The sequence below is a fragment of the Streptomyces sp. NBC_00443 genome (assembly GCF_036014175.1).
In the GTDB taxonomy this organism is placed as follows: Bacteria; Actinomycetota; Actinomycetes; order Streptomycetales; family Streptomycetaceae; genus Streptomyces.
The window spans coordinates 3,070,026-3,096,980 of the sequence record NZ_CP107917.1 but is presented as its reverse complement, the minus strand read 5'-3'; the positions used below and the strand labels follow the sequence as shown (position 1 = coordinate 3,096,980).

The 26,955-nt window shown below is 68.7% G+C and carries 24 protein-coding genes, 1 pseudogene and 1 riboswitch; of the genes and pseudogenes, 14 read left to right on the top strand and 11 right to left on the bottom strand.

Going from position 1 to position 26,955, the window contains the following annotated elements:
* Window positions 1-27 precede the first annotated feature (27 nt).
* The 4 genes from OHO27_RS13595 (at window position 28) to OHO27_RS13580 (ending at window position 4,486) form a co-directional block, all read left to right on the top strand.
* Complete coding sequence (locus OHO27_RS13595) at window positions 28-1,008, top strand: tetratricopeptide repeat protein (protein ID WP_328423618.1); 981 nt, start codon at window positions 28-30, stop codon at window positions 1,006-1,008.
* Between the two features lie 65 nt (window positions 1,009-1,073).
* Window positions 1,074-1,724, top strand: coding sequence for a peptide deformylase (gene def / locus OHO27_RS13590; RefSeq protein ID WP_328423616.1), 651 nt, complete (start codon window positions 1,074-1,076; stop codon window positions 1,722-1,724).
* Window positions 1,725-2,024: 300 nt separating this feature from the next.
* On the top strand, window positions 2,025-3,110 hold the full coding sequence (gene cyc1 / locus OHO27_RS13585) for an epi-isozizaene synthase (protein ID WP_328430423.1): 1,086 nt from the start codon (window positions 2,025-2,027) through the stop codon (window positions 3,108-3,110).
* A complete protein-coding gene (locus OHO27_RS13580; protein WP_328423614.1) occupies window positions 3,107-4,486 on the top strand; it encodes a bifunctional albaflavenone monooxygenase/terpene synthase in 1,380 nt (459 codons plus the stop codon). Before cyc1 ends, OHO27_RS13580 begins: the two co-directional genes overlap by 4 nt.
* 31 nt (window positions 4,487-4,517) lie before the next feature.
* Here the strand turns inward: OHO27_RS13580 and OHO27_RS13575 are convergent, their stop codons facing one another.
* A complete protein-coding gene (locus OHO27_RS13575; RefSeq protein ID WP_328423612.1) occupies window positions 4,518-5,483 on the bottom strand; it encodes a helix-turn-helix domain-containing protein in 966 nt (321 codons plus the stop codon).
* Between the two features lie 92 nt (window positions 5,484-5,575).
* On the opposite strand from OHO27_RS13575, the gene OHO27_RS13570 reads away from it, so the two are divergent.
* Window positions 5,576-5,815, top strand: coding sequence for a hypothetical protein (locus tag OHO27_RS13570; RefSeq protein WP_328423610.1), 240 nt, complete (start codon window positions 5,576-5,578; stop codon window positions 5,813-5,815).
* On the opposite strand, the gene OHO27_RS13565 is transcribed toward OHO27_RS13570, so the two are convergent.
* The 7 genes from OHO27_RS13565 to OHO27_RS13535 all read right to left on the bottom strand — a co-directional run bounded on the left by OHO27_RS13565 (window position 5,728) and on the right by OHO27_RS13535 (window position 14,828).
* Complete coding sequence (locus OHO27_RS13565; protein ID WP_328423608.1) at window positions 5,728-6,741, bottom strand: ribonucleotide-diphosphate reductase subunit beta; 1,014 nt, start codon at window positions 6,739-6,741, stop codon at window positions 5,728-5,730. The two genes, OHO27_RS13570 and OHO27_RS13565, sit on opposite strands and share 88 nt — an antisense overlap.
* Window positions 6,741-9,128, bottom strand: coding sequence for a ribonucleoside-diphosphate reductase subunit alpha (locus OHO27_RS13560; RefSeq protein WP_328423606.1), 2,388 nt, complete (start codon window positions 9,126-9,128; stop codon window positions 6,741-6,743). The genes OHO27_RS13565 and OHO27_RS13560 overlap by 1 nt, the downstream gene beginning before the upstream one ends.
* Before the next feature lie 125 nt (window positions 9,129-9,253).
* Window positions 9,254-9,393: riboswitch (cobalamin riboswitch) on the bottom strand.
* A 187-nt stretch (window positions 9,394-9,580) separates the two neighbouring features.
* Entirely contained in the window at window positions 9,581-11,209 is a 1,629-nt protein-coding gene (gene mctP, locus OHO27_RS13555; RefSeq protein WP_328423604.1) for a monocarboxylate uptake permease MctP, read from the bottom strand.
* Entirely contained in the window at window positions 11,206-11,472 is a 267-nt protein-coding gene (locus OHO27_RS13550; RefSeq protein WP_328423602.1) for a DUF3311 domain-containing protein, read from the bottom strand. The genes mctP and OHO27_RS13550 overlap by 4 nt, the downstream gene beginning before the upstream one ends.
* A 128-nt stretch (window positions 11,473-11,600) precedes the next feature.
* Entirely contained in the window at window positions 11,601-11,780 is a 180-nt protein-coding gene (locus tag OHO27_RS13545) for a YbdD/YjiX family protein (protein WP_328423600.1), read from the bottom strand.
* The gene (locus tag OHO27_RS13540) at window positions 11,770-13,926 is read right to left on the bottom strand and encodes a carbon starvation CstA family protein (RefSeq protein WP_328423598.1); all 2,157 of its coding nucleotides are present in this window, start codon (window positions 13,924-13,926) and stop codon (window positions 11,770-11,772) included. The genes OHO27_RS13545 and OHO27_RS13540 overlap by 11 nt, the downstream gene beginning before the upstream one ends.
* 137 nt (window positions 13,927-14,063) lie before the next feature.
* Complete coding sequence (locus tag OHO27_RS13535) at window positions 14,064-14,828, bottom strand: GntR family transcriptional regulator (RefSeq protein WP_328423596.1); 765 nt, start codon at window positions 14,826-14,828, stop codon at window positions 14,064-14,066.
* A 321-nt stretch (window positions 14,829-15,149) separates the two neighbouring features.
* Here OHO27_RS13535 and OHO27_RS13530 point away from each other — a divergent pair, with 321 nt between their 5' ends.
* The 6 genes from OHO27_RS13530 to OHO27_RS13505 all read left to right on the top strand — a co-directional run bounded on the left by OHO27_RS13530 (window position 15,150) and on the right by OHO27_RS13505 (window position 20,784).
* Complete coding sequence (locus tag OHO27_RS13530) at window positions 15,150-16,427, top strand: extracellular solute-binding protein (protein ID WP_328423594.1); 1,278 nt, start codon at window positions 15,150-15,152, stop codon at window positions 16,425-16,427.
* 155 nt (window positions 16,428-16,582) lie between these two features.
* Window positions 16,583-17,569: a carbohydrate ABC transporter permease gene (locus OHO27_RS13525; protein ID WP_328423592.1), complete on the top strand. Its 987-nt coding sequence runs from the start codon at window positions 16,583-16,585 to the stop codon at window positions 17,567-17,569.
* On the top strand, window positions 17,566-18,396 hold the full coding sequence (locus OHO27_RS13520; protein ID WP_328423590.1) for a carbohydrate ABC transporter permease: 831 nt from the start codon (window positions 17,566-17,568) through the stop codon (window positions 18,394-18,396). Before OHO27_RS13525 ends, OHO27_RS13520 begins: the two co-directional genes overlap by 4 nt.
* A gap of 9 nt (window positions 18,397-18,405) precedes the next feature.
* Window positions 18,406-19,908, top strand: a complete 1,503-nt coding sequence (locus tag OHO27_RS13515) for a glycoside hydrolase family 3 protein (RefSeq protein WP_328423588.1) — start codon at window positions 18,406-18,408, stop codon at window positions 19,906-19,908.
* A gap of 100 nt (window positions 19,909-20,008) precedes the next feature.
* Entirely contained in the window at window positions 20,009-20,257 is a 249-nt protein-coding gene (locus tag OHO27_RS13510; protein ID WP_328423586.1) for a helix-turn-helix transcriptional regulator, read from the top strand.
* Window positions 20,254-20,784, top strand: a complete 531-nt coding sequence (locus OHO27_RS13505) for a hypothetical protein (protein WP_328423584.1) — start codon at window positions 20,254-20,256, stop codon at window positions 20,782-20,784. The genes OHO27_RS13510 and OHO27_RS13505 overlap by 4 nt, the downstream gene beginning before the upstream one ends.
* A gap of 107 nt (window positions 20,785-20,891) precedes the next feature.
* On the opposite strand, the gene nagB is transcribed toward OHO27_RS13505, so the two are convergent.
* Entirely contained in the window at window positions 20,892-21,677 is a 786-nt protein-coding gene (gene nagB, locus OHO27_RS13500; RefSeq protein WP_328423582.1) for a glucosamine-6-phosphate deaminase, read from the bottom strand.
* A gap of 230 nt (window positions 21,678-21,907) precedes the next feature.
* Between nagB and OHO27_RS13495 the strand changes: the two genes are divergently transcribed.
* Complete coding sequence (locus tag OHO27_RS13495) at window positions 21,908-22,996, top strand: SIS domain-containing protein (protein WP_328423580.1); 1,089 nt, start codon at window positions 21,908-21,910, stop codon at window positions 22,994-22,996.
* Here OHO27_RS13495 and OHO27_RS13490 read toward each other — a convergent pair.
* Window positions 22,997-23,748, bottom strand: a pseudogene (locus tag OHO27_RS13490) (SDR family oxidoreductase).
* Between the two features lie 95 nt (window positions 23,749-23,843).
* Here OHO27_RS13490 and OHO27_RS13485 point away from each other — a divergent pair.
* Together OHO27_RS13485 and OHO27_RS13480 are read left to right on the top strand one after the other, a co-directional pair.
* Window positions 23,844-24,485: a TetR/AcrR family transcriptional regulator gene (locus tag OHO27_RS13485; RefSeq protein WP_328423578.1), complete on the top strand. Its 642-nt coding sequence runs from the start codon at window positions 23,844-23,846 to the stop codon at window positions 24,483-24,485.
* Between the two features lie 415 nt (window positions 24,486-24,900).
* The gene (locus tag OHO27_RS13480) at window positions 24,901-26,376 is read left to right on the top strand and encodes a sensor histidine kinase (RefSeq protein WP_328423576.1); all 1,476 of its coding nucleotides are present in this window, start codon (window positions 24,901-24,903) and stop codon (window positions 26,374-26,376) included.
* 206 nt (window positions 26,377-26,582) lie between these two features.
* On the opposite strand, the gene OHO27_RS13475 is transcribed toward OHO27_RS13480, so the two are convergent.
* Window positions 26,583-26,840, bottom strand: coding sequence for a WhiB family transcriptional regulator (locus OHO27_RS13475; protein ID WP_006142322.1), 258 nt, complete (start codon window positions 26,838-26,840; stop codon window positions 26,583-26,585).
* Window positions 26,841-26,955: the final 115 nt, after the last annotated feature.

Here is a 26,955-nt window from a genome sequence, read left to right as displayed (position 1 = left end):
ACTCCACGGAACTGGCAGGCGGGAATCGTGAGGATCTTCGGCAAGGGACGGCACCGGCCCTCCGCCTCCTGGCGGCAGGCCACCGACCGGGCGTTCACGCTCATCGGCGACGGCCGGTACGAGGATGCGGGCGCGCTGTTGACACGTGCCGCCGATCTGGAGCCCTGGCTGTCGGAGTCCTGGTTCAACCTCGCGCTGCTGCACAAGTTCCGGCACGACTGGGAGCAGGCCCGGGCGGCCGGGCTGCGGGCCGTGGCGCTGCTCGACCGGGAGACCGGGGCGCCCGACTGGTGGAACGTCGGCATCGCGGCCACCGCCCTGCAGGACTGGCCGCTGGCCCGGCGGGCCTGGCAGGCCTACGGGCTGCGGGTGCCCGGCAGTGCGACCGACTCCGGCGAGCCGGTCGGGATGGACCTGGGCAGTGCGGCCGTACGACTGTCCCCGGAGGGCGAGGCCGAGGTCGTGTGGGGGCGGCGGCTGGACCCCGCCCGGATCGAGGTGCTGTCGATCCCGCTGCCGTCCTCGGGGCGGCGCTGGGGCGAGGTCGTGCTGCACGACGGGGTGCCGCACGGCGAGCGGACCACGACCGCCGGGCACGCCTACCCCGTCTTCGACGAGATCGAGCTGTGGGCGCCCTCGCCTGTCCCCACCTGGGTGGTCCTCCTGGAGGCCGCCACCGAGGCCGACCGGGACGCGCTGGAGCAGCTCGCCGCGGACGCCGGGTTCGCCGCGGAGGACTGGTCCTCCTCGGTGCGGCTGCTGTGCCGGATGTGCTCGGAGTCGCGGATGCCGTCGGACGAGGGCGACGGGGAGCATCTCGACCCGCACGATCACAGTGAGCCGGGTCACCCCGGTCCGCTGGGGCACCGGACCGACGGGCAGCTGTGGGTACCGGAGCGGGAGTGCGGGGTGGCTGCGCCGGCTGCGCTGGTGCGGGGGTTGCTGGACGGGTGGGTTGCGGACAGTCCGGATTCGCGGGACTGGCGGGATCTCGAAGAGGTCTGCTGACCGACCGCCGTACCCTGTATCAGCATCACACACCCTTTTCTTGTGCAGGAAGGCATACGTCGGTCATGGCCCAGCAGGACACCGAGCAGCAGCACGCGGGCGTGCTCCCCGTGGATGACGAGGGTTTCGTCGTCGACACCGAGGACGCGGAGGAGCGCGAGAACGCCTGGCGTGAGCGCGGCACGTCGCGGCCGATCACCGTCGTGGGGAACCCGGTGCTCCACAAGGAGTGCAAGGACGTCACCGAGTTCGGCGCCGAGCTGGACCAGCTGATCGCGGACATGTTCGCCTCGCAGCGCACCGCCGAGGGCGTGGGCTTGGCCGCCAACCAGATCGGCGTCGACTCGAAGGTCTTCGTCTACGACTGCATGGACGACGAGGGCAAGCGGCACGTCGGTGTCGTGTGCAACCCGAAGCTCGTCGAGCTGCCCGCGGACCAGCGCCGCCTGGACGACAGCAACGAGGGCTGCCTGTCGGTGCCGACCGCGTATGCGGAGCTCGCCCGGCCCGACTACGCCGAGGTCACGGGGCAGGACGAGAAGGGCAACCCGATCAAGGTGCGCGGCACCGGCTACTTCGCTCGGTGTTTGCAGCACGAGACCGACCACCTGTACGGCTACCTCTACATCGACCGTCTCTCCAAGCGGGAGCGCAAGGACGCGCTCCGGCAGATGGCCGAGAACGAGCCCCGCTACCCCGTGGTCGCGAACGGCTGAGGCCTCCCCGTAGGTCCCACAAGTCCCTTGTGCACGGCGTCTGTTCAGGATCACCTCCCTGACCAGGCGCCGTTCGCATGTCCGTCGCACGTTCGATCCCATACATGCGAGCAGTGATCCAAATTCAGTCACATAGGGGGAGATTCTCGGCGCCCGGGGGTAGTGAATGAAGCAAATCCGTTCCCAGATCGGTCAGTTGTGGTGCTGAATGGAAGTGCGGGGATACGCAACGGCGCACGCCCGGTACAGCGGGAGGGGGCGTGCACAACTACACAACTGGCGGCTGAGAGGGGTTTGTTCGTGCATGCTTTCTCACACGGCACCACATCGACACCGACGGCGGTCCCGGTTCCACCAGTACTCTCTCTTCCGGTGATCGAATCAGCGTTTCCCAGGCAGCTCCATCCGTATTGGCCCAGGCTCCAGGAGAAGACTCGCACCTGGCTGCTCGAAAAGCGGCTGATGCCGGCCGACAAGGTCGAGGAATATGCCGACGGACTGTGCTACACGGACCTCATGGCGGGGTACTACATTGGCGCCCCCGAGGACGTACTCCAGGCGATAGCCGACTACAGCGCGTGGTTCTTCGTCTGGGACGACCGGCACGACCGGGACATCGTCCACCGCCGCCCGGCGGCCTGGCGGCGGCTGCGGTTCCGCCTGCACGCGGCTCTCGACTCACCCCAGGACCATCTGCACCACGAGGACCCGCTGGTCGCGGGGTTCGCGGACAGCATGGTGCGGCTCTACTCGTTCCTGCCCGGCACCTGGAACGCCCGGTTCGCCCGGCACTTCCATACGGTGATCGAGGCGTACGACCGGGAATTCCGAAACCGCACCGAAGGAATCATCCCCCCGGTCGAGGAATATCTCGCGCTACGCCGGCTCACCTTCGCGCACTGGATCTGGACCGACCTGCTGGAGCCGGCTGCCGGACTGGAACTGCCGGATGCCGTACGCAAACACCCGGCATATCGGCGGGCGGCGTTACTCAGCCAGGAATTCGCCGCCTGGTACAACGACCTCTGCTCACTTCCCAAGGAAATCGCGGGCGACGAGGTGCACAACCTCGGAATCAGCCTCGTCAAACACGACGGGCTGACCCTGGAAGAAGCAGTTACGGAAGTCAGGCAACGGGTCGAGGAGTCCATATCCGATTTCCGGGTGGCCGAGCGTGAGGCTCTGGAATTCGCGGACTCCCTGGCCGACGGCACGGTGTCGGGAAAGGAACTCAGCGCCGCCGTGCGTGCCTGCGTCTGCAATATGCGCAACTGGTTCAGCTCGGTCTACTGGTTCCACCACGAGTCCGGCCGGTACAGGGTCGACAGCTGGGACGACCGGTCCACGCCCCCGTACGTCAACAACGAAGCGGCAGGTGAGAAATGACCGTCGAGTCCGTCCGTCCCGAAGCCCAGCCCCGTGTGGCTTCGGAACTGCGTGAGCCGCCCCTCGCGGGCGGTGGAGTTCCGCTTCTCGGCCATGGCTGGAAGCTGGCCCGGGATCCGCTGGCCTTCATGGCCGCGCTCCGGGGGCACGGCGACGTCGTACGCCTCAGGCTCGGCCCGAAGACGGTGTACGCCGTCACGACTCCGGAGCTCACCGGCGCCCTGGCGCTGAGCACCGACTTCAAGATCGACGGGCCGCTGTGGGAGTCCCTGGAAGGCCTGCTCGGCAAGGAGGGCGTGGCCACGGCGAACGGCCCCCGGCACCGGCGTCAGCGACGCACCATCCAGCCGGCCTTCCGGCTCGACGCGATCCCCGCGTACGGGCCGATCATGGAGGAGGAGGCGCATGGGCTGGCCGAGCGCTGGAAGCCCGGCGAGACCATCGACTGCACCTCCGAGTCGTTCCGGATCGCGGTGCGCATCGCCGCCCGCTGTCTGCTGCGCGGCGACTACATGGACGAGCGGGCCGAGCGGCTGTGCAACGCCCTCGCCACGGTCTTCCGGGGCATGTACCGGCGGATGGTGATCCCGCTGGGGCCGCTGTACAAGCTGCCTCTGCCGCCCAACCGCGAATTCAACCGGGCCCTGGCCGATTTGCATCTCCTGGTCGACGAGATCGTCGCCGAACGCCGGGCGTCCGGTCAAAAGCCGGACGATTTGCTGACGGCATTGCTGGAGGCGAAGGACGAGAATGGCGACCCCATCGGGGAACAGGAGATCCACGACCAGGTCGTCGCGATTGTCACGCCCGGCAGCGAAACCGTGGCCTCCACGATCATGTGGCTCCTGCATGTGCTCGCGGAACATCCGGAACACGCCGACAAGGTGTGCGCGGAGGTCGAATCCGTCACCGGCGGGAGGCCCGTGGCATTCGAGGACGTCCGTAGCCTCAGGCACACGAACAATGTCGTCGTGGAGGCGATGCGTTTGCGCCCCGCGGTCTGGATTCTGACACGCCGGGCGGTGACCGATACGTCACTCGGTGGCTATCGCATTCCGGCCGGGGCCGACATCATCTACAGCCCCTTCGCGATACAGCGCGACGAGAAGTCGTATGCGGACAACCTCGACTTCGACCCGGACCGCTGGCTTCCGGACCGCGTCAAGGACGTGCCGAAGTACGCCATGAGCCCGTTCAGCGTGGGCAACCGCAAGTGCCCGAGCGACCACTTCTCGATGGCGCAGCTGACGCTGATCACGGCGGCGCTCGCCACGAAGTACCGATTCGAGCAGGTGTCGGGTTCGAACGACGCGACCCGTGTGGGCATCACGCTCCGCCCGCACAAGCTGCTGCTGAGGCCGGTGCCGAGGGACTAGCGCTGCCGGGACCGGTGCCGCCCGGGACGGCTCAGGCCGCGTTCGGCCCCTGGAACGTCCGTCGGTAGGCGTTCGGGGTCGTCCCCAGGGCACGTACGAACTGGTGGCGCAGCGCGGCCGCGGTTCCGAACCCTGTTCGACTCGCGATCGCGTCCACCGTCTCGTCCGTCGCCTCCAGCAACTCCTGCGCCAGCAGCACGCGCTGGCGCAGGATCCAGCGGTAGGGGGTCGTGCCGGTCTCCTGCTGGAAGCGGCGGGCGAAGGTGCGCGGGGACATCAGCGCACGCTCGGCGAGCTGCTCGACGGTGAGGTCCTCGTCGAGGTGGCGTTCCATCCAGGTCAGCACCTCGCCGACCGTGTCGCACTGGGAGCGGGGCAGCGGGCGCTCGATGTACTGGGCCTGCCCGCCGTCCCGGTGCGGCGGCACCACCATGCGCCGGGCGATCTTGTTGGCGACCTCGGGCCCCTGCTCCTGGCGCACGATGTGCAGACAGGCGTCGATGCCGGCGGCGGTGCCGGCGCTGGTGATCACCGGCCCCTCGTCGACGTACAGCACGTCCGGCTCGACGATGGCCCCCGGGTGCCGCAGGGACAGTTCCCCGGCGTGCCGCCAGTGCACACTGCACCGCCGCCCGTCGAGCAGTCCCGCGGCACCCAGCGCGAAGACGCCGGAGCACACGCTCAGCACCCGCGCACCCCGCTCGACGGCCCTGACCAGGGCATCCAGCAGTTCGGGCGGATAGTCACGGGTGACGTACTCGCGGCCGGCCGGTACCGCGATCAGGTCGGCCTCCTCCAGCCGCTCCAGGCCGTACGGCGTGGAGACGGTGAGTCCGCCGACATGGGTGCCCAGCGTCGGTCCCTCCGCCGAGACGACCGCGAAATCGTAGGTCGGCAGCCCCTCGTCGCTGCGGTCGATGCCGAACACCTCGCAGACGACGCCCATTTCAAAGAGATGTACACCGTCGAGGAGGACGGCGGCGACGTTGTTCAGCATGCTGCCAGTGTGCCTCGAAGCTGGCAGTAAATCGAGGGCGTGCGGCAGTCCTGCCACTGTTCGTAAGGAGTGTACGGAGCGACAGTGGTGTCATGACTGCAGACCAGACACAGACACTGCTCGCCATGATCGTCGTCCTCGGGATGTTCGTGCTCCTGGCTCTCCCGTCACTGATCGGCGCGGTGCGCGACCGGCGCATCGACCGTCAGATCAGGGAGGCCCAGGAGCGCGACGAGGCCGAGGCTCAGAAGTCCTCGTCCAGGTCGACGGTGCCCTCCACCGCCACCTGGTACGCCGAGGGCCGCCGCTCGAAGAAGTTGGTCAACTCCTGAACGCCCTGGAGCTCCATGAAGGAGAAGGGGTTCTCGGAGCCGTACACCGGAGCGAAGCCGAGACGCGTCAGACGCTGATCGGCGACACACTCCAGGTACTGCCGCATCGAGGCGGTGTTCATCCCCGGGAGGCCGTCACCACACAGGTCGCGCGCGAACTGCAGCTCGGCCTCGACGGCCTCCCTCAGCATGTCGGTGACCTCCTGCTCGAGCTGGTCGTCGAACAGCTCCGGCTCCTCCTTGCGGACGGTGTCGACCACGTCGAAGGCGAAGCTCATGTGCATCGTCTCGTCGCGGAACACCCAGTTGGTGCCGGTCGCGAGGCCGTGCAGCAGGCCACGGCTGCGGAACCAGTAGACGTACGCGAAGGCGCCGTAGAAGAACAGGCCCTCGATGCACGCGGCGAAGCAGATCAGGTTGAGCAGGAAGCGACGCCGGTCGGCCTTGGTCTCCAGGCGGTCCAGCTTCTCGACCTCGTTGATCCACTTGAAGCAGAACTCGGCCTTCTCGCGGATGGACGGGATGTTCTCGACGGCGTCGAAGGCCGCCGCCCTGTCCTTCGGGTCGGGGAGGTAGGTGTCCAGCAGCGTCAAGTAGAACTGGACGTGCACGGCCTCCTCGAAGAGCTGCCTGCTGAGGTACAGGCGCGCCTCGGGGGAGTTGATGTGCTTGTAGAGCGTCAGCACCAGGTTGTTCGCCACGATCGAGTCGCCCGTCGCGAAGAACGCGACCAGCCGGCCGATCATGTGCTGCTCGCCCTCGGAGAGCTTCGCCAGGTCGGCGACGTCCGAGTGGAGGTCGACCTCCTCCACGGTCCAGGTGTTCTTGATGGCGTCCCGGTAGCGCTCGTAGAAGTCCGGGTAGCGCATGGGGCGCAGGGTCAGCTCGAAGCCCGGGTCGAGAAGGTTGGTGTTACGGCTGGTCATTACTGGCAGGCCTCGCAGGACTCGGGGTTTTCCAGGGAGCAGGCGACGGCGTCGGGCTCGGCGACCTGCTGGACGGGGATGGTCTTCTCGGGCTGGGCGGCCTGGCCCTGGGCGGCGCGGGCGATGCGGGTCGCCGGGCGCGAGCGCAGGTAGTACGTCGTCTTCAGGCCCGACTTCCAGGCGTACGCGTACATCGAGGAGAGCTTGCCGATGGTCGGCGTCTCCAGGAACAGGTTCAGGGACTGGGCCTGGTCGAGGAACGGGGTCCGCTGCGCCGCCATGTCGATCAGGCCGCGCTGCGGGATCTCCCACGCCGTGCGGTAGAGCCGCCGTACGTCCTCGGGGATCCAGGCGAACTCCTGCACCGAGCCGTTCGCTTCGCGCAGCGCCTCACGGGTGCGGGCGTCCCAGACGCCGAGCGCCTTGAGCTCGTTGACCAGGTAGGAGTTGACCTGGAGGAACTCGCCGGAGAGCGTCTCGCGCTTGAACAGGTTGGAGACCTGCGGCTCGATGCACTCGTAGACACCGGCGATCGACGCGATGGTCGCGGTGGGCGCGATGGCGAGGAGGAGGGAGTTGCGCATGCCGGTGGTGGCGATACGGCTGCGCAGGGCCGCCCAGCGCTCCGGCCAGGTCAGCTCGACGCCGTAGTGGTCGGGGTGCAGGACACCTCGGGCGGTACGGGTCTTCTCCCAGGCCGGCAGCGGTCCGTTGCGCTCGGCGAGGTCGGTGGATGCCTCGTAGGCGGCGAGCATGATGCGCTCGGCGATCCGGGCGGACAGGGCTTTCGCCTCGGCCGAGTCGAAGGGCAGGCGCAGTTTGAAGAAGACGTCCTGCAGGCCCATCGCGCCGAGTCCGACCGGCCGCCACTTGGAGTTCGACCGGCCCGCCTGCTCGGTCGGGTAGAAGTTGATGTCGACGACCCGGTCGAGGAACGTGACGGCCGTGCGGACGGTGGCGTCGAGCCGCTCCCAGTCGATGTCGCCGGTCATCGTGTTCACGAAGGCGCCGAGGTTGACCGACCCCAGGTTGCAGACCGCCGTCTCCCCGTCGTCCGTGACCTCCAGGATCTCCGTGCAGAGGTTGGAGGAGTGGACGACATGGCCCGGCAGGGCCGTCTGGTTGGCGGTGCGGTTGGCGGCGTCCTTGAAGGTCATCCAGCCGTTGCCGGTCTGCGCGAGGGTGCGCATCATGCGGCCGTAGAGGTCACGGGCGGGGATGGTCTTCTTCGCGAGCCCGGCAGCCTCCGCCTTGCGGTACGCCGCTTCGAACTCCTCGCCCCACAGGTCGACGAGATCCGGCACGTCCGACGGCGAGAACAGCGACCACGGCTCGTCGGCGTTGACCCGGCGCATGAACTCGTCCGGGACCCAGTGCGCCAGGTTCAGGTTGTGCGTACGGCGGGCGTCCTCACCGGTGTTGTCGCGCAGCTCCAGGAACTCCTCGATGTCGGAGTGCCAGGTCTCCAGGTACACCGCTGCGGCACCCTTGCGCCGGCCGCCCTGGTTCACCGCGGCGACCGAGGCGTCGAGGGTCTTCAGGAACGGGACGATGCCGTTGGAGTGGCCGTTGGTGCCGCGGATCAGCGAACCCCGGGAGCGGATACGGGAGTACGACAGCCCGATGCCGCCGGCGTGCTTGGAGAGGCGGGCGACCTGGTGGTAGCGGTCGTAGATGGAGTCCAGCTCGTCCTTGGGGGAGTCGAGGAGGTAGCAGGACGACATCTGGGGGTGCCGGGTGCCGGAGTTGAAGAGGGTGGGGGAGGAGGGGAGGTAGTCGAGGCGGCTCATGAGCCCGTAGAGCGCGGCGACTTCGTCCACCGAGCGGGCGGTGTCGTCCTCGGCGAGACCGGCGGCGACGCGCAGCATGAAGTACTGGGGCGTCTCGACGACCTTGCGGGTGATGGGGTGCCGCAGGAGGTAGCGGCTGTGCAGGGTGCGCAGCCCGAAGTAGCCGAAGCGGTCGTCGGCGTCCGTGTCGACCAGGGCGTCGAGGCGGCCCGCGTGCAGGCGCACGAACTCGGCGGTCCGGTCGGCGATGAGGCCCTCGCGGTGCCCGACCGCGACCGACCCGGTGAAGGACGTGACGCCCTGCGAGGCGGCCTCGGCGGCGATGGAGAGGGTCAGCAGCCGGGCGGCCAGCCTGCTGTAGGCGGGGTCCTCGGAGATCAGGCCGGCCGCCGCCTCGGTGGCCAGCTCGCGCAGCTCCGCCTCGTCCGCGAACGCGGACCGGCCGCGCAGCGCGGCGGCGGCGACCCGGCCGGGGTCGGCGTCGGGGAGGTCGGCGGTCAGCTCGGTCAGGGTCCGCAGCAAGGCTGTTCCCGGAGCGTCCTCGTCCGTGGGGACGGTCGGAACGGCTGAGGCCGGGTCTGCTGGCGCGATGGTCACGTGGGGGCTCTCCCTCGCTCGGCACGGGGGCCTCGGCGAGGGCAGGGGGCAGCACACGAGCGCACACGGCGTCGCGTCCACCGGCCCATTCCACGAGGCCCGGACGTCGGGCGCACCGGCCGGGTTGGCCGGGCGCGCTGTCGGCAGGTCCTCGGACTGACTCCTGCGCACGCCGGTTCTGGGAACAGACATGCACAAGTACACCGTTGCGGGACAGTTCCGGATTCGCACCGGATTCCCCTGCGACGACAGCGAGCACGAGCATACATCTTGTGCTCACCCGCCACGCCACCCCCAGATGTTGTGTCGCGCTGGTTTCACAGCGTCAACTTGTGGGTGAGGAGCGTGATGTCGGCGACCACGGTCGTCACGCACGACAGCGGGCCGCCGAAGGTCGTGCTCTCGGCGGCCCGCTGCGGGGTGTTCGTGGTTGGTCGCGCCCTCGGGATGCGCTAGTGCGAGGTGCCCGCCGTCGCCGGCGGCAGCTCGACCTGGACGCCCGGGTCCCCGGCGTCCGCCGTGTAGTCCTCCGGCTTGGTCTCGTCGATGCCCTCCGGGGCCTTCGCGGCCTTCAGGACGAAGGTCAGGACCACCGTCACCACCACGTTCAGCACGAACGCCGTGAGGCCGATGTAGCCGATCTCACCGATGCCCGGGATCTCCTTCGCCGAGCCGCCGAAGTGCTTCTGGGTCGGGGAGGCGACGCCGTACGCGGCGACTGTGCCGTAGATCATGCCGACCGCCCAGCCGGCCAGCAGGGCCCAGCGGTGGAACCAGCGCGTGAACAGGCCGCCGACCAGGGCCGGGAAGGTCTGCAGGATCCAGATGCCGCCCAGGAGCTGGAAGTTGATGGCGACCGTCTTGTCCATGGTGAGGACGAAGACCAGCGCGCCCACCTTCACCAGCAGGGACACGATCTTGGAGACCTTGGTCTCCTGCGCGGGCGTCGCGTCCGGCTTGATGAAGTCCTTGTAGATGTTGCGGGTGAAGAGGTTCGCAGCCGCGATCGACATGATCGCCGCCGGCACCAGCGCGCCGATGCCGATCGCCGCGAAGGCGACGCCCGCGAACCAGGACGGGAACATGGTCTCGAACAGCTGGGGAATGGCCAGCTGGCCGTTCTGCACCTTGATGCCGGCCGCGATCGCCATGAAGCCCAGCAGCGCCAGGAGGCCCAGCATCAGGGAGTACAGCGGCAGGATCGTGGTGTTGCGGCGGATCACCTCACGGCTGCGCGAGGACAGCGTCGCGGTGATCGAGTGCGGGTACATGAACAGCGCGAGTGCGGAGCCCAGCGCCAGCGTGGCGTACGTCCACTGCCCCGCCTCGCCCGGCACCAGCGCACCGCGCGGCGCACCCGTGGCCGGGTTGGTCTGGCTGTACGCCTCGCCCGCCTTGGCGAAGATCTCGTCGAAGCCGCCGAGCTTGATCGGGATGTAGATGATCGCCACCGCGATGACGATGTAGATCAGCGTGTCCTTCACGAACGCGATCAGCGCGGGCGCGCGCAGGCCCGAGGAGTAGGTGTACGCGGCCAGCACACCGAAGGCGATGAGCAGCGGGAGGTCCTTGATGAACCAGTTCGTGTCCTCGCCGCCGCCGACGCCCATCACGTCCAGCACGGCCTGGATGCCGACGAGCTGGAGCGCGATGTACGGCATCGTCGCCAGGATGCCGGTGACGGCCACCGCCAGCGACAGGCTCTTCGAGCCGAAGCGGCCTCGCACGAAGTCCGAGGTCGTCACATAGCCGTGCTTGTGGGAGACCGACCACAGGCGGGGCAGGAACGTGAAGATCAGGGGGTAGACGAGGATCGTGTACGGCACGGCGAAGAAGCCGGCCGCGCCCGCCGCGTAGATCGCCGCGGGTACGGCGACGAACGTGTACGCCGTGTACAGGTCGCCGCCGAGCAGGAACCAGGTGACCCAGGTACCGAACGACCGGCCGCCCAGTCCCCATTCGTCGAGGCTTTGCTCGTTCTCGGCCTTGCGCCAGCGCGCGGCCAGGAAGCCCATGACCGTGACGGCCAGGAAGAAGAAGATGAAGACGCCGAGTGCGACGCCGTTCACGCCGTCGTTCATTCCGACGCACCGCCCTTCTGGGAGGCGCGGCCGCGCTGGTCACGCTGCCACAGCTTGTACGCGATCATCGTCAGCAGCGTGGAGAGCAGGACCCACAGCATCTGGTACCAGTAGAAGAACGGGATGCCGGCGAACGCCGGATCGGTCTTGGCATACGAACCGACCCACAGCATCGCCACGAAGGGCGCGACGAGGCAGAGTCCGATGACGACCCTTACGGGTGTCACCACCGGCTCTCTGTTCACTTCTGGGGCATCTGACATCTGACGGCTCCGTCCCCTCACTGATCACCTGAGAAACGCCCGGGCAATGTAGGTGACGGTGCAACGACAGCGGAAGACCCTGTCCGCATATCGGATGTGGAGGATTGGTGTGTACGCCGAGGGGGCGCTCAGCAGCAGCGGAACCCCTGGCGTGGATCTGCTTCCTGACGGTCCGTCCGCATCCGCTCGAACGCGCGCCGCGAGGGCACTTCCGCGTCCGGGTGCTCATGCCGTACGTGGGTGACATAGCGGTCGTATGCCGACTCGTCGGTCAACTCCCGCACGTACCAGCGCACACTACTGAACACCCGCCGAAGACTGACTGCTCGCCTCAGCGACCGCACGGCGTTCCTCCTCCTTCTCCTCCTTGGTCGGGAACAGCCCTGCCGGAGCAGTGATCTTCGACTCGACGTACGGCGCCTCGCTGAGCGTGGACAGCGCCGGGCGGCGGACGTGCCGCACGCAGACGCGGGTGGCGTCGACGATCACGACGACGATCAGGAGCGCGAGGACCGCTGTGAGGACGCCGTCCACCGTGGAGTTGGTCACCACGGTGTGCATGTCGTCCATGCTCTTGGCGGGCGGCAGGACCTCACCGCGGTCGATGGCGTCCTGGAACACCTGGCGCTGCTTGAAGAAGCCGACCTTCGGGTCGCTGGAGAAGACCTTCTGCCAGCTGGCGGTCAGCGTCACCGTCGCGTCCCAGGCGAGCGGAACCCCGGTGATCCAGGCCCACTTGAGACGCCCCGACTTCACCAGCAGCGTCGTGCAGACGGCGAGAGCGACCGCCGCGAGCAGCTGGTTCGAGATCCCGAAGATCGGGAAGAGCTGGTTGATGCCGCCGAGCGGTTCATGGACGCCCACCCACAGGAAGTAGCCCCACAACCCGCACACCACCGCGCTGGTGATGACCAGACCGGGCTTCCAGCTGATGTTCCTGAAGGACCGGTGGACGTTGCCCAGCATGTCCTGGAGCATGAAGCGGCCCACGCGGGTGCCGGCGTCCAGGGCGGTCAGGATGAACAGCGCCTCGAACATGATCGCGAAGTGATACCAGAAGGCCCGCAGGCCACCGCCGGTGACCTCGGAGAAGATCTCGGAGACGCCGATGGCCAGCGTGGGCGCGCCGCCCGTACGGGAGAGCAGGGTCGATTCCTCGACGTTCTCCGCCGCCCGCGCGAGCGCTTCCGGGGAGATCTGGTAGCCCCAACTGCCCACGACCTGCGAGGCGTTCTGCACGGTGTCGCCGATGACCCCGGCGGGCGCGTTCATCGCGAAGTACAGGCCCGGGTCGATGATGCTCGCCGCCACCAGCGCCATCACGGCGACCGACGACTCCATCAGCATGGAGCCGTATCCGATCATCCGGACCTGCGTCTCCTTCTGGATCATCTTCGGCGTCGTACCGGAGGAGATCAACGCGTGGAAGCCGGACAGCGCGCCGCAGGCGATGGTGATGAAGACGAACGGGAAGAGCGAGCCCGCGAAGACCGGGCCGTCCCCGCGGGAGGCGAAGTCCGTCACCGGGTCCATCCTCAGCGTCGGCAGGGCGATGACGACGCCGAGGGCGAGCAGGAAGATCGTGCCGATCTTCATGAAGGTCGACAGGTAGTCGCGCGGCGCCAGCAGCATCCACACCGGCAGGATCGAGGCGATGAAGCCGTACGCCACCATCCAGACGACCAGCGTCGAGGGCGCGAGCGTGAAGGTGTCGGCCCACGACGACTCGGCCACCCAGCGGCCCGCGATCAGCGCGAACAGCAGCAGCGCGACGCCGATCAACGAGACCTCGGCGACCCGGCCGGGACGCAGCACCCGCAGGTAGAAGCCCATCAGCAGGGCGATCGGGATCGTCATCGCGATGGAGAAGGTGCCCCACGGGGACTGCGCGAGGGCGTTGACGATCACCAGGGCCAGCACGCCGAGCAGGATGATCATGATGACGAAGGTGGCCAGCAGGGCGGCCGCGCCGCCGAACGGGCCGATCTCCTCGCGCGCCATCTGGCCGAGCGAACGCCCGTTGCGGCGGGTGGAGAAGAACAGCACCACCATGTCCTGGACCGCGCCCGCGAAGATGACGCCGACGATGATCCAGATGGTGCCGGGGAGATACCCCATCTGCGCGGCCAGGACCGGGCCGACGAGCGGTCCGGCGCCGGCGATCGCCGCGAAGTGGTGGCCGAGGAGGACTCGGCGGTCGGTGGGGTGGAAGTCGATGCCGTTGTTGAGGCGTTCGGCCGGGGTGGCCCTGGTCCTGTCGACCTTCAGGACTTTGTACGCGATGAACTTGGCGTAGAAACGGTAGGCGACGGCGTACGAGCCGAGGGCGGCGGCGACCATCCACGCGGCGGAGACCTCCTCGCCGCGGGACAGCGCCAGGACGGTCCAGCCGGCGGCACCGACCAGCGCGACCAGGGTCCAGATGACGATGGTTCGGGGATTCGCGGTACGCACCGGGTGGTCCTCCCGTCCATGCGGCGACGGGAGGAACGTAGAGCAGGTTGAGGAGACGCGCTACACCGCGTGCGGGAGTAGTTGTCCCTTCACGTGTCGCCCCTTCAGGTGTCGCCCCTTCACCTTCCCGGGCGGGCTCAGTCCTGCGGCCGCTTGAGCCTCGCCACGAACTTGTAGCGGTCCCCGCGATAGACGGACCGCACCCACTCCACCGGCTGCCCGTCCCGGTCCAGCGAGTGCCGGGACAGCATCAGCATCGGCAGGCCCACGTCCGTGCCGAGCAGACCGGCCTCGCGCGGGGTGGCCAGGGAGGTCTCGATCGTCTCCTCGGCCTCGGCGAGATGGACGTCGTAGACCTCGGCGAGCGCGGTGTAGAGGGAGGTGTACTTGACCAGGGACCTGCGCAGGGCCGGGAAGCGCTTCGCGCTCAGGTGGGTCGTCTCGATGGCCATCGGCTCGCCGTTCGCCATGCGCAGCCGCTCGATGCGCAGCACCCGGCCGCCGGCCGTGATGTCGAGAAGGTCGGCGAGGCGGTCGTCGGCGGTGATGTAGCCGATGTCCAGCAGCTGCGAGGTGGGTTCCAGGCCCTGGGCGCGCATGTCCTCGGTGTACGAGGTGAGTTGCAGGGCCTGCGAGACCTTCGGCTTGGCGACGAACGTGCCCTTGCCCTGGATGCGCTCCAGGCGTCCCTCGACGACCAGTTCCTGCAGGGCCTGGCGCACGGTCGTGCGGGAGGTGTCGAACTCGGCGGCCAGCGTGCGCTCGGGCGGTACCGGGGTGCCGGGCGCCTGGGTCTCCGTCATGTCGAGAAGGTGCTTCTTCAGGCGGTAGTACTTGGGCACGCGGGCGGTACGGACGGTGGCGCCCTTCTCGTTCTCCGCACTGCTGACGTCGGTGCTCATGCTTCGCCTTCCCGGCTCCGGATGCGGGTCACATCGTGATCCCTTCTGTATACCGTCGCCGCCGCTTTTGGTCTAGTCCACAGTGCTGAGTGGTCTAGCGGACGAGACTACTCCGGCGTCGGTGTTTTCGCTGGCTTCTTACTTAAAGGTTCCTTCATATGTAGGTCGCATAACGGCTGGTCAGGCCCCTTTCCGTGCCCCTTGACACGCTTTCTGGTCTGGTCCAAGCTCCCCCTACTGGTCTACACCATTGGTCCAGGTCCCGGCCCAACGCTCGTGCGGGGAGGCAGGGGGGTTTGTGGCATCCCTGAGGAGGGTGGCGTGAAGCGCAAGCTGATATCCGCGATCGGTGTCGCGGGCATGATGATCTCCCTGGCAGCGTGCGGGGGCGACAACGGCGACGGCGGGGACAAGGCAGGGGCCGACGGCTACGCGGGCGAGACGCTCACGGTGTGGGTGATGGACGGATCCTCCCCGGACCAGTGGCAGAAGGACGTCCAGGCCGCCTTCGAGAAGAAGACGAAGGCCAAGGTCAAGTTCGAGATCCAGCAGTGGAACGGCATCCAGCAGAAGCTGACCACCGCCCTGTCGGAGGAGAACCCGCCGGACGTCTTCGAGATCGGCAACACCCAGACCCCGGCCTACGCCAAGACCGGCGGCCTCGCCGACCTCGCCGACCTCAAGACCGAGATCGGCGCCGACTGGGCCGAGTCCCTCAACGAGTCCTCCATCTTCGACGGCAAGCAGTACGCCGCCCCGTGGTACTTCGCCAACCGTGTCGTGCTCTACAACAAGAAGGTCTGGGCCGACGCCGGCATCAAGGACACCCCCAAGACCCGGGACGAGTTCTACGCCGACCTCAAGCAGATCGGCGAGAAGACCGACGCCGAGCCCATCTACCTGCCGGGCCAGAACTGGTACCACTTCGTCGGCCTGACCATCGGTGAGGGCGCCGAGCTGGTGAAGAAGGACGGCGACAAGTACGTCTCCAACCTGGACGACCCGAAGGTCGCCGCCGCCATGGAGACGTACAAGAAGTTCCAGGCCCTGTCCAAGGCGCCCAAGGACAAGGACGAGGCGACCCCGCAGCAGGCCGAGGTCTTCGCCAAGGGCAACGTCGGCGCCTTCATCGGCATGGGCTGGGAGGCCGGTACGGCGATCGCGGCCAACAAGAAGATCGAGCAGGACATCGGCTACTTCACGATCCCGGGTGCCACGGCCGACAAGCCCGAGGGCGTCTTCCTGGGCGGCTCCAACCTCGCCGTCGCCGCGGGCAGCAAGAAGCAGGAGCTCGCCAAGGAGTTCCTGAAGATCGCGCTGTCCGACCAGTACGAGGGCGAGCTCGCCAAGCAGAACGGCGTCATCCCGAACAAGGAGGCGCTGCAGACCAACCTCAAGGGCAACGCCGTCGCCGAGGCCGCCGCGCCGGCCGCCGCGGGCGGTGGCACCACGCCGCTGATCCCGGAGTGGGCGGCCGTGGAGAACGCGCCCAACCCGGTCAAGACGTACATGACCGCCGTGCTGAACGGTAAGTCGCCGGCCGAGGCGGCCAAGCAGGTCGAGGACGAGTTCAACAAGCGTCTGGCGCAGCAGCAGTAAGGGCACCGGGTCACGCCGGGGTGGGGGATGCGCGTGACGCCCCCCGCCCCGGCGACCGTACGCGGCTCCACGTACGCAGGCCGAGACACGCAGGCCGAGTTACGCAGGCCAGACATGCAGGCCAGACACGCAGGCCGAGAAGAGAGATCGCGAGCATGACCGTGCAGACCGAACGGCCGCCTTCCGGTCCGGTGGACGCAGTCGGGAAAGCCGAGAGCGGTTCCGCCGGGCCACCGCCCAGAGCCGCGTCCCGCTTCGGCGCGCTCACCCCGTACCTCCTGCTGCTGCCGGCTTGCGCGGCCACCGTGCTGCTGCTCGGCTGGCCGCTGGTCAAGGACATCCTGCTGTCGTTCCAGAACCTCAACATGGCGCAGCTGATCCAGCACGTCACCGAGTGGAACGGCATCGACAACTACAAGGAGGTCCTCACCGGCGAGGACTTCTGGCGCGTCACCCTGCGCTCGATCCTGTTCACGGCGGTCAACGTCGCCCTGATCATGGTCATCGGCGCCCTGGTCGGCCTGCTGCTCGCCCGCCTCGGCCGGCGGATGCGGGTCATGCTGCTGGTCGGTCTTGTGCTGGCCTGGGCGATGCCGGTGGTCGCCGCGAGCACCGTCTACCAGTGGCTGTTCGCGCAGCGCTTCGGCGTCGTCAACTGGGTGCTGGACAAGCTGGGTTGGCACTCCATGGCCGACTACAGCTGGACCAGCAGCCAGCTGTCGACGTTCTTCGTGGTCACGCTGCTGATCGTCTGGATGTCCATCCCGTTCGTCGCGATCAACCTCTACGCGGCCACGACCACCATCCCGGGCGAGCTCTACGAGGCCGCGGCGCTGGACGGCGCGGGCGCCTGGAAGAGCTTCAGCACGGTGACGCTGCCGTACCTGCGGCCCTTCCTCTACGCCACGACCTTCCTGGAGATCATCTGGGTCTTCAAGGCGTTCGTGCAGGTCTTCACCATCAACGGCGGCGGCCCTGACCGGCTCACCGAGATCCTGCCCGTCTACGCCTACATCGAGGGCGTCGGCAACCAGCACTACGGCATGGGCGCGGCGATCGCCGTCCTGACCATCCTGATCCTGCTCGGCCTGACCGCGTACTACCTCAGGATCGTGCTCAAGCAAGAGGAGGACGAGCTGTGAAGCGCTCGCTCTTCGGCCGCCTGTGGCCCAACGTCACGGCCGTCGTCCTGTTCATCGGCTTCGTCTTCCCCGTGTACTGGATGTTCTCCACGGCCTTCAAGCCGACCGGCGACATCATCTCCGAGGACCCGGTGTGGTTCCCGACCGAGATCACCTTCGCCCACTTCAAGCGGGCGACCGGCGTCGACCACTTCTGGACGTACGTCACCAACTCGCTGATCGTGACGCTCTGCGCGGTCGGCTTCGCCCTGGTCATCGCGCTGGCGGGCTCCTTCGCCCTCGCCCGGATGCGGTTCAGGGGGCGGCGCGGGTTCGTCATCGGCTTCATGATGGCCCAGATGGCGCCCTGGGAGGTCATGATCATCGCGATGTACATGATCGTGCGGGACGCGTCGATGCTGAACAGCCTGCTGCCGCTGACGGTCTTCTACATGATGATGATCCTGCCCTTCACCATCCTGACCCTGCGCGGCTTCGTCGCCGCGGTCCCCAGGGAACTGGAGGAGGCCGCGATGGTCGACGGCTGCAGCCGCGCCCAGGCGTTCCGCAAGGTCATCCTGCCGCTGCTCGCGCCGGGGCTGATGTCCACGTCCCTGTTCGGCTTCATCACCGCTTGGAATGAATTCCCCCTGGTCCTGGTGCTGAACAAGGAGGCGGAGGCGCAGACCCTGCCACTGTGGCTGTCCAGCTTCCAGACCGCCTTCGGCAACGACTGGGGCGCGACGATGGCGGCGTCCTCCCTCTTCGCCATCCCGATCCTGATCCTCTTCGTCTTCCTGCAGCGCAAGGCTGTCAGCGGCCTGACGGCCGGCGCCGTGAAGGGATAACGCCACCCGATGACGACATTCGCCAGCGGCACCACTGCGTCCAATCCGGAAAAGGACGGTCTGACGCGCGATGCCCTGACCGTCCTGCAGCCCGGCTTCACCGGCACCACCGCCCCCGACTGGCTGCTGCGCCGCCTCGGCGAGGGCCTCGCCTCCGTCGGCCTGTTCGGCCGCAACATCGCCTCGCCGGAGCAACTGGCAGCGCTGACGGCCCAGTTGCGTGCCGAGCGCGACGACGTGCTGGTCGCGATCGACGAGGAGGGGGGTGATGTGACGAGGCTGGAGGTGCGGACCGGTTCCAGCTTCCCCGGCAACCACGCCCTGGGCGCGGTGGACGACGTGGAGCTGACCAGGGAGGTGGCCTTCGAGATGGGCCGCCGCCTGGCAGCCTGCGGAGTGAACCTCAACTGGGCCCCGTCGGCCGACGTGAACTCCAACCCCTCGAACCCGGTGATCGGCGTACGTTCCTTCGGCGCCGACACCGCCCTGGTCGCCCGGCACACCGCGGCCTACGTCACCGGCCTGCAGTCGGCGGGCGTCGCGGCCTGCGCCAAGCACTTCCCGGGCCACGGCGACACGGCGGTCGACTCCCACCACTCGATGCCCCGCATCGACGCGGAGGCCTCGGTCCTGGCCGACCGGGAACTCTCCCCGTTCCGCGCGGCGATCGCCGCCGGCACGAGGGCGATGATGAGCGCGCACATCCTGGTTCCGGCCCTGGACCCCGACCACCCGGCCACCCTGTCCCGTCCCGTCCTGACGGACCTGCTGCGCGGCGAACTCGGCTACACCGGCCTGATCGTCACCGACGGCATGGAGATGCAGGCCATCGCGGCCACCTACGGCATCGAACGCGGCAGCGTCCTGGCCATCGCGGCCGGCGCCGACGCGATCTGCGTGGGCGGCGGCCTCGCCGACGACGAGACGGTACGACGTCTGCGCGACGCCCTGGTCGCGGCGGTGCGCGCCGGTGAACTCCCCGAGGAACGGCTGGTGGAGGCGGCGGAGCGGGTCCGCGAGCTGGCCCGCTGGACGGCGACCGTCCCCGGTGCCGAGGGCGAGGCTCGTCCGGACGTGGGCCTCGTCGCCGCCCGGCGCGCGCTGAAGGTGACCGGCGCGGAGGGCTTCACCCCGCTCACCGAAGCACCGTACGTCGCCGCCTTCACCCCGGTCGCGAACATCGCCGTCGGCGACGAGACCCCCTGGGGCGTCGCCGCCGAACTGTCCCGACTGCTCTCCGGCACCGAGACCGGCGGCTACGCGGGGGAGGAGGCGGGGCGGGAGGCGCTCCAGGCAGCGGCCGGCCGCCGCATGGTGGCCGTCGTCCGCGACGAACACCGTCACCCCTGGATGGCAACGGCCCTCGACACCCTGCTGCGGTCCCGCCCGGACACGGTCGTCGTCGAGATGGGAGTCCCCCGGGCCGAACCCCGCGGCGCCCTGCACATCGCCACGCACGGCGCGGCCCGCGTGTGCGGACGCGCGGCGGCCGAGGTCATCGCCGGGGCGTGAAGCCCCCCGAGCCCGACTCGTCCCCGTGACCCTCTCGTCCCCGTGACCCGCTCGATGGCTGTAGTTGCAGCTCCACTCCCGAATGTAGTACTTCTTATACATGAGCGAGCAGGTGCACAACAGGTTGGCGATGGTGCGTGCCGAACGCAAGGTGTCGCGCCAGAGCCTGGCCGAGGCAGTGGGAGCCCACTACCAGACCATCGGCTACATCGAGCGGGGGCAGTACAACCCGAGCCTCGACCTGGCACTGAAGATCGCGAAGTTCTTCGGACTGCCGGTCGAGGCGCTGTTCTCCCTCGATCCGTTCCGGCCGCTCACGGACGAGGTCTACGGGAGGAAACAGTCATGACGACGACGCGACTGACGCGCTACGACCGGAGCATGCTGCGGTTGATGAACGACCCCCGAGGGCGCCCGATCTACGCCACGACCACGCGTCGCCGGCTGATCGTCGCCGCGCACGTCGCACTCACCGTGGCCGTCGGGGCACTGACCACGTACTTCTCCCTCTCGTCGACGGAGCCGATGTGGGCCGTCATCGCCGCGGTAGTGCTGATGCTGCCGTGGATGGTGGCGACAGGTGTGATCAACAGCGCTACCCGGGGCCTGCTCGAACTGCGTGAACGCGCCCTCGACGAGCGGCAGTCGGCCGAACGCAGGCGTGTGCTCGCCCGCGCCCACCGCGCGATGACCACCCTGCTGCTCGCGGCCGTGGTAGGCCTGTTGACGGCGGGCGCGGCAGCCGGCGACGCCCTGCGCGTCCAAGCGGCACCCGTCCTCGCCGCGGTCCTCGCGGCTCACTGGCTGATGCCGCTGTGGGTGGCCGGCCTGACCGCACAGGACGAGCCGACCGAGGGCGAGGTGGCCGGGCTCTAGAACCGGCGAGGAGGCCGGCCTCTGGGACCGGCGCATGTCCGGCGAGCGCACGGCGGGCCCCCTCATCACGGGCGCCCGCCGCACGCATGCCTGTCGTGTGCGGCGCCCTAAATCCCCTGCCACTCCGGCTTGTTGGCGTACGTGTGCCGGAAGTAGTCCGCCAGCTTCAGCTTGGACGCGGCGGCATCATCGACGACGACCGTCGCGTGCGGGTGCAGTTGCAGTGCCGAGGCCGGGCAGACGGCCGCGATCGGCCCCTCGACGGTCGCGGCCACCGCGTCCGCCTTGCCCTCACCGGTGGCGAGCAGCACCAGGTGCCGCGCCTCCAGGATCGTCCCGATCCCCTGGGTGATGACGTGGTGCGGCACCTGCTCGATGTCCCCGTCGAAGAACCGTGCGTTGTCGACCCGGGTCTGCTCGGTCAGCGTCTTGATCCGGGTCCTCGACGCCAGCGAGGAGCACGGCTCGTTGAACCCGATGTGCCCATCGGTCCCGATCCCGAGCAACTGCAGGTCCACGCCCCCGGCTTCAGCCAGCGCCGCGTCATACGCCTCGCACGCCCCGGGCACGTCCTCGGCCGTGCCGTCCGGCCCCATGAACGCGTCCATCCCGATCCCGAGCGGCTCCAGCACCTCGCGTCGCAGCACCGACCGGTACGACTCCGGGTGCTCCGCGGGCAGCCCCACATACTCGTCGAGCTGAGCGATCCGCGTCCGCGAGGCGTCGACGGCGCCGGAGCGCACCTTGGCCGCGAGTGCCGCGTAGATGGGCAGTGGCGTCGAGCCGGTGGCCACGCCGAGCAGGGCGTCGGGCTTGCGCCGCAGCAGCTGGGCCATGGCCTCGGCTATCAGCTCGCCACCCGCCTTGGCGTCCGGAACGATGACAACTTCCACGCTGGGCCTGCCGATCTGAAGTAGGACTCGAAGGGCACCCTGAAGGGGCATGTGGTTTAGACCAATCTAACAGAGCGAGGCTACGCGGCCCAGGTGAACGGAAGCCCCGTGGACATTTCGGCGGACTGTCGGGCAGGCGTCATCGCCCATGGGGGAGTGGAATGGAGACTGTCCGCCGGAAGCGACAGGCGCCCTGGCCGGCAGCGGGCGCGAGAGCAGGGAGGGTCCCCATGACCACCACGACCCCGTACCCTCCCGACCCGCACGCCCCTCACAACGACCTCCCCGGCCGGATCATGGCCCGCGAGATGGCCGAACAGCCCGCCGTGCTGCGCAGGATCCTGTCCCAGGGCGCCCCCGCCATCCGCCGCGTCGCCCAGGAGATCGCCGGTCGCGCACCCCGCTTCGTCCTGCTCACGGCCCGCGGCACCTCCGACAACGCCGCGCTCTACGCCAAGTACCTCCTGGAGGTACGCCTCGGCCTGCCCTGCGGCCTGACCTCCATGTCGACCACCACGGCTTACGGCGCCCGTCCCGACCTCACCGACGTCCTGGTCATCACCGTGAGCCAGTCCGGCGGCTCCCCGGACGTCGTCGCCTCGACCCGGGCCGCCCGCGAGGCCGGCGCGGTCACGCTCGCGGTGACCAACAGCCCCGACTCCCCGCTGGCCGCCGTCTCCGAGTACCACCTCGACATCATGGCCGGACCGGAGAGGGCCCTGCCCGCGACCAAGACCTATACGGCCTCCCTTCTCGCCCTGTACCTCTTCGTCGAAGGCCTGCGCGGCGGTGACGGCACCCCCGCCATGCCGCTCCCGGACCTCGCCGAGCAACTGCTCGCACGGCAGGACGAGGTGCGCACCCTCGCCGCCCGCTACCGCTTCGCCGAACGCATGGTGATCACCTCCCGCGGCTACGGCTACCCCACGGCCAAGGAAGCCGCCCTCAAGCTGATGGAGACCAGCTACATCCCGGCCCTCGCCTACTCCGGCGCCGACCTGCTGCACGGCCCGCTCGCCATGGTCGACAACGTCTCCCCGGTCATCGCGGTCGTCACCGACGGCAAGGGCGGCGAGGTCCTCCAGCCCGTCCTCGACCGGCTCCGCGGCCGGGGAGCCGACCTGGTCGTCATCGGGGCCCGGCACCAGGTCGAGCAGGCCTCGGCGGGTTTCGTCCTGCCCACCGAGGGCGTCGACGAGGAGCTCCAGCCGATCCTGGAGATCATCCCGCTCCAGCTCCTCGCCTACGAGGTCACCATCGCCCGAGGCCAGGACCCGGACGCGCCGCGGGCGCTGGCGAAGGTGACGGAGACGCGCTGACTAGTGCAGGCTCAGCAGCGAGCCCCCCGTCGCGTCGATGTGCTGCCCCGTGACCCATCGGGAGTCGGGCGACGCCAGGAAGGCCACCACGTCCGCCACATCGGACGACGTACCGACGCGTTTGAAGACCGAGACGGCCTCGGCGTGCGCGCGTATGCCGGGGTCGGCGAGTGCGGCGCTCGTCAGGTCCGTGTCGATGAAGCCGGGCCCGACGGAGTTGGCGGTGATGCCGCGCGGCGCCAACTCGGCGGCGAGTGAGCGGGTCAGGGTGGTGACCGCGCCCTTGGCCATGTGCGTGGCGGCGATCGGGGCGATGGCGCGGTCCGTGGCAGCGGTGACATTGATGATCCGGCCGTGGTCACGCAGGCGTCCGAGGCCGTGCTTGACGATGAAGAAGGGTGCCTTCGCGTTGACCGCCTGCGTCCGGTCGTACGCCTCCTCGTCCGTCTCCCCGATGGTCGCGAAAATCGCCATGCCCGCGTTGTTCACCAGGATGTCCACGCCCTGCGCATGCCCGTCGAAGGCCTCCCAGAGAGTCCCGGCGTCACCGGGCACGCCCAGTTCGGCGCGGATCGCGAACGCGCTGCCGCCCGCGCCTCGATCGCGGTGACCGTCTCCTTCGCCGCCGCCTCGTTACTGCCGTAGTGCACGGCGACCCGCGTCCCGTCCTGTGCCAGCCGCTCGGCGATCGCCCGTCCGATCCCCCTGCTCGCCCCCGTGACCAGTGCCGTCCTGCCCGCAAGCACACCCATGCCGACGCCCCCTCGCATTTACCTAGTGGTCGATACAGAAAGAACGTACAACATCCCGACGGCGTTTCTCTAGCGCTCGCTATAAAATGCACTCCATGGTGAGCAGCGAGGTGGCGACGGAGACGGGGGCGGCAGCCCGGCCGGCCGCGAAGACGCGCGGTCGGCCCCGTTCCTTCGACCGTGAAACCGCCCTGGAGAAGGCGATCCTGGCCTTCTGGGAGCGCGGCTACGAGGCGACGTCCGTCTCCGACCTCACCCGCGCCATGGACATCGGCGCCCCGAGTCTGTACGCGGCCTTCGGTGACAAGCGCTCGCTCTTCGAAGAGGTCGTCCGCGTCTACACCTCGCGTTACGCCTCGTTCGCCGACCGCGCCCTCGCCGAGGAGCCCACCTCCCGGGCGGCCGTCGAGCGGACCCTGCGAGAGGCGGCCGGCGTATACACGGATCCCGTCCATCCGCAGGGCTGCCTCATCGCCCACGCGGCCATCAACTGCACGACCCCCGAGGTCGCCGACTCCCTGCGTGACCGTCGCAACGCGACCATCGCCGCCGTCCGCGGCCGCATCGAAGAGGACATCGCCACCGGCGCCCTCCCCGCCGACGTCAACGCCCCCGCTCTCGCCCGGCACACCGGCGCGATGATCCAGGGCATGTCACAACAGGCGCGCGACGGGGCGAGCCGGGAGGAACTGGAGGCACTTGCGGAAATTGCCATGGCCAACTGGCCTCGCACATGAACCCACACGGGTTAGGCTGCGTGGTGGATGATTGGGCGGTCCCACTGCTTCTCCAGCTGGTTCGGAGCCCGCGAAGAAGCGTCAACAGCAAACACGCTCCAACGCATGGACACACGAGAGTGGTCTAGTCCACAATGCGAAGGAGTGCGTAGTACGAGAACGCACCGACTTCCGTCTTCCCCGCACAGGAAGGCGGACCGAGGAACCGGAGCTCTCTGCCCTGACTGCCCCGGCTCCTCATCCTTCGGCCGACCGGGACCGCACACCCCACGGCCGATATTGCTCCGGGCTGCGGTGCCGGGAGGGCTGAGGGTCCCTCTCAGGCGCCGCGGCCCGCGGGTGTTTCCGGGGCCCGATCGCCTCCCGTAGCGGCTGGTTTCCGGCCATGTCCGTACCGCCAGGTACGCTCGGCCACGTGCCCTCCATGAACGAACTCGTACGCCAGCACACGGCCCTCGACGACTCCGACCTCGAGTGGCTCCACCTGCTGGTCTCGGAGTGGCAGCTGCTCTCCGACCTCTCCTTCGCCGACCTCGTCCTGTGGGTCCCCACCCACGACGGCACCCGCTATGTCTCAGTGGCGCAGATGCGGCCCAACACCGGCCCGACCTCGTACCAGGACGACATGGTCGGCCACCTCGTCCCGCGCGGCCGCCGCCCGATGCTGGACGCCGCGCTCGACGAGGGCCGGATCGTGCGGGAGGGCGACCCCGAGTGGCGCGAGGAGGTCCCGGTCCGTGTCGAGTCGATTCCCGTACGACGTGAGGGACGCGTCCTCGGTGTCATCGCGCGCAACACCAACCTGCTGACCGTGCGCACGCCGAGCCGCCTGGAGTTGACGTACCTCCAAAGCGCCTCGGATCTCGCGCAGATGATCGCGGCCGGATCGTTCCCGTTCGCCAACCAGCAGGTCGACATGGACGCCTCGCCCCGCGTCGGCGACGGCCTGATCCGCGTCGACGCCGACGGCATCGTCCAGTACGCCTCCCCGAACGCGCTGTCCGCCTACCACCGCCTCGGCCTCGCCGCCGACCTCGTCGGCCATCATCTGGGCAAGACCACCGCCGAACTCGCCCCGACGCAGGGACCGGTGGACGAGGCGCTCGCCAAGGTCGCCAGCGGCTGGGCACCCCGCGAGTTCGAGATCGAGTCCGGTGACGGTGTGATCCAGTTCCGTTCGATCCCGCTCAAACCCAAGGGCACGCGTATCGGTTCGCTGGTGCTCCTCCGGGACGTCACCGAACTGCGCCGCCGTGAGCGCGAGTTGATCACCAAGGACGCGACGATCCGGGAGATCCACCACCGCGTCAAGAACAACCTGCAGACGGTGGCCGCCCTGCTGCGGCTTCAGGCCCGCCGCATCGAGTCCGACCGCGGCCGTGAGGCCCTCGAAGAGGCGGTACGGCGGGTCGGGTCGATTGCGATCGTGCACGAGACGCTCTCCCAGAACCTCGACGAGCGCGTGGAGTTCGACGACATCGCCGACCGGGTGCTGGCGATGGTCGCCGAGATCTCGCCCGGCAAGGTCGCCGGCCGGCGCACCGGCCGCTTCGGCATCCTGGACGCCGAGGTCGCCACCCCGCTGTCGATGGTCCTGACCGAGATCCTCCAGAACGCGCTGGAGCACGGTTTCCGCGAGGGCGACACCGGCACGGTCGAGGTTTCGGCCGTCCGCGGCGGTACGACGAAGCAGGTCCGCCTTCTGGTCACCGTCCAGGACGACGGCGTGGGCCTCCCCGAGGGCTTCGACCCGCACACCGCGGGCAACCTCGGCCTGCAGATCGTACGGACGCTGGTGGAGGGCGAGTTGGGCGGCACGTTCGACATGGTCCCGGCACCGGAGCGGGGGACCAGGGTGATCCTGGACATCCCGGTGCGGGCGAACAAGTAGCCGCGGACAGCAAAGCCAAGCAGGCGCCAAGCAGCCGACAAGCAGGCGTGGACAGCAAAGAGCCCTGGACCATCTGGTCCAGGGCTAGTGCTCGTTGCTGCTCTGCAATCGCTAAGCAGGGGTACTGCGCGCTGCGGCTCGGGGGCGGGAGATGCGTACTCGCTGTACGCGCCGCCAAGCTCAGGCTGTTTGCGGGGCGGGTGTTGTCAGGCGGAGGCCTGACGGGCCCGGTTGCGGGCGGCACGGCGCTTCATCGCGCGACGCTCGTCCTCGCTGAGACCACCCCAGACGCCGGAGTCCTGGCCGGACTCGAGCGCCCACTGCAGACACTGATCCATAACGGGGCAGCGACGGCAGACGGCCTTGGCTTCCTCGATCTGCAGCAGCGCAGGACCGGTGTTGCCGATGGGGAAGAAGAGCTCGGGGTCTTCCTCGCGGCAAACGGCGTTGTGACGCCAGTCCATGGCTGCTACCTCTCCTTGGTATTACGTGCTGGGTTGCTTGTGAATGTGAACGCTTTCACGAATCCCTCAACAAGTGAAGGGCCGACCGCCAGGTTCCCTGGCGAGGTCCTGTGAT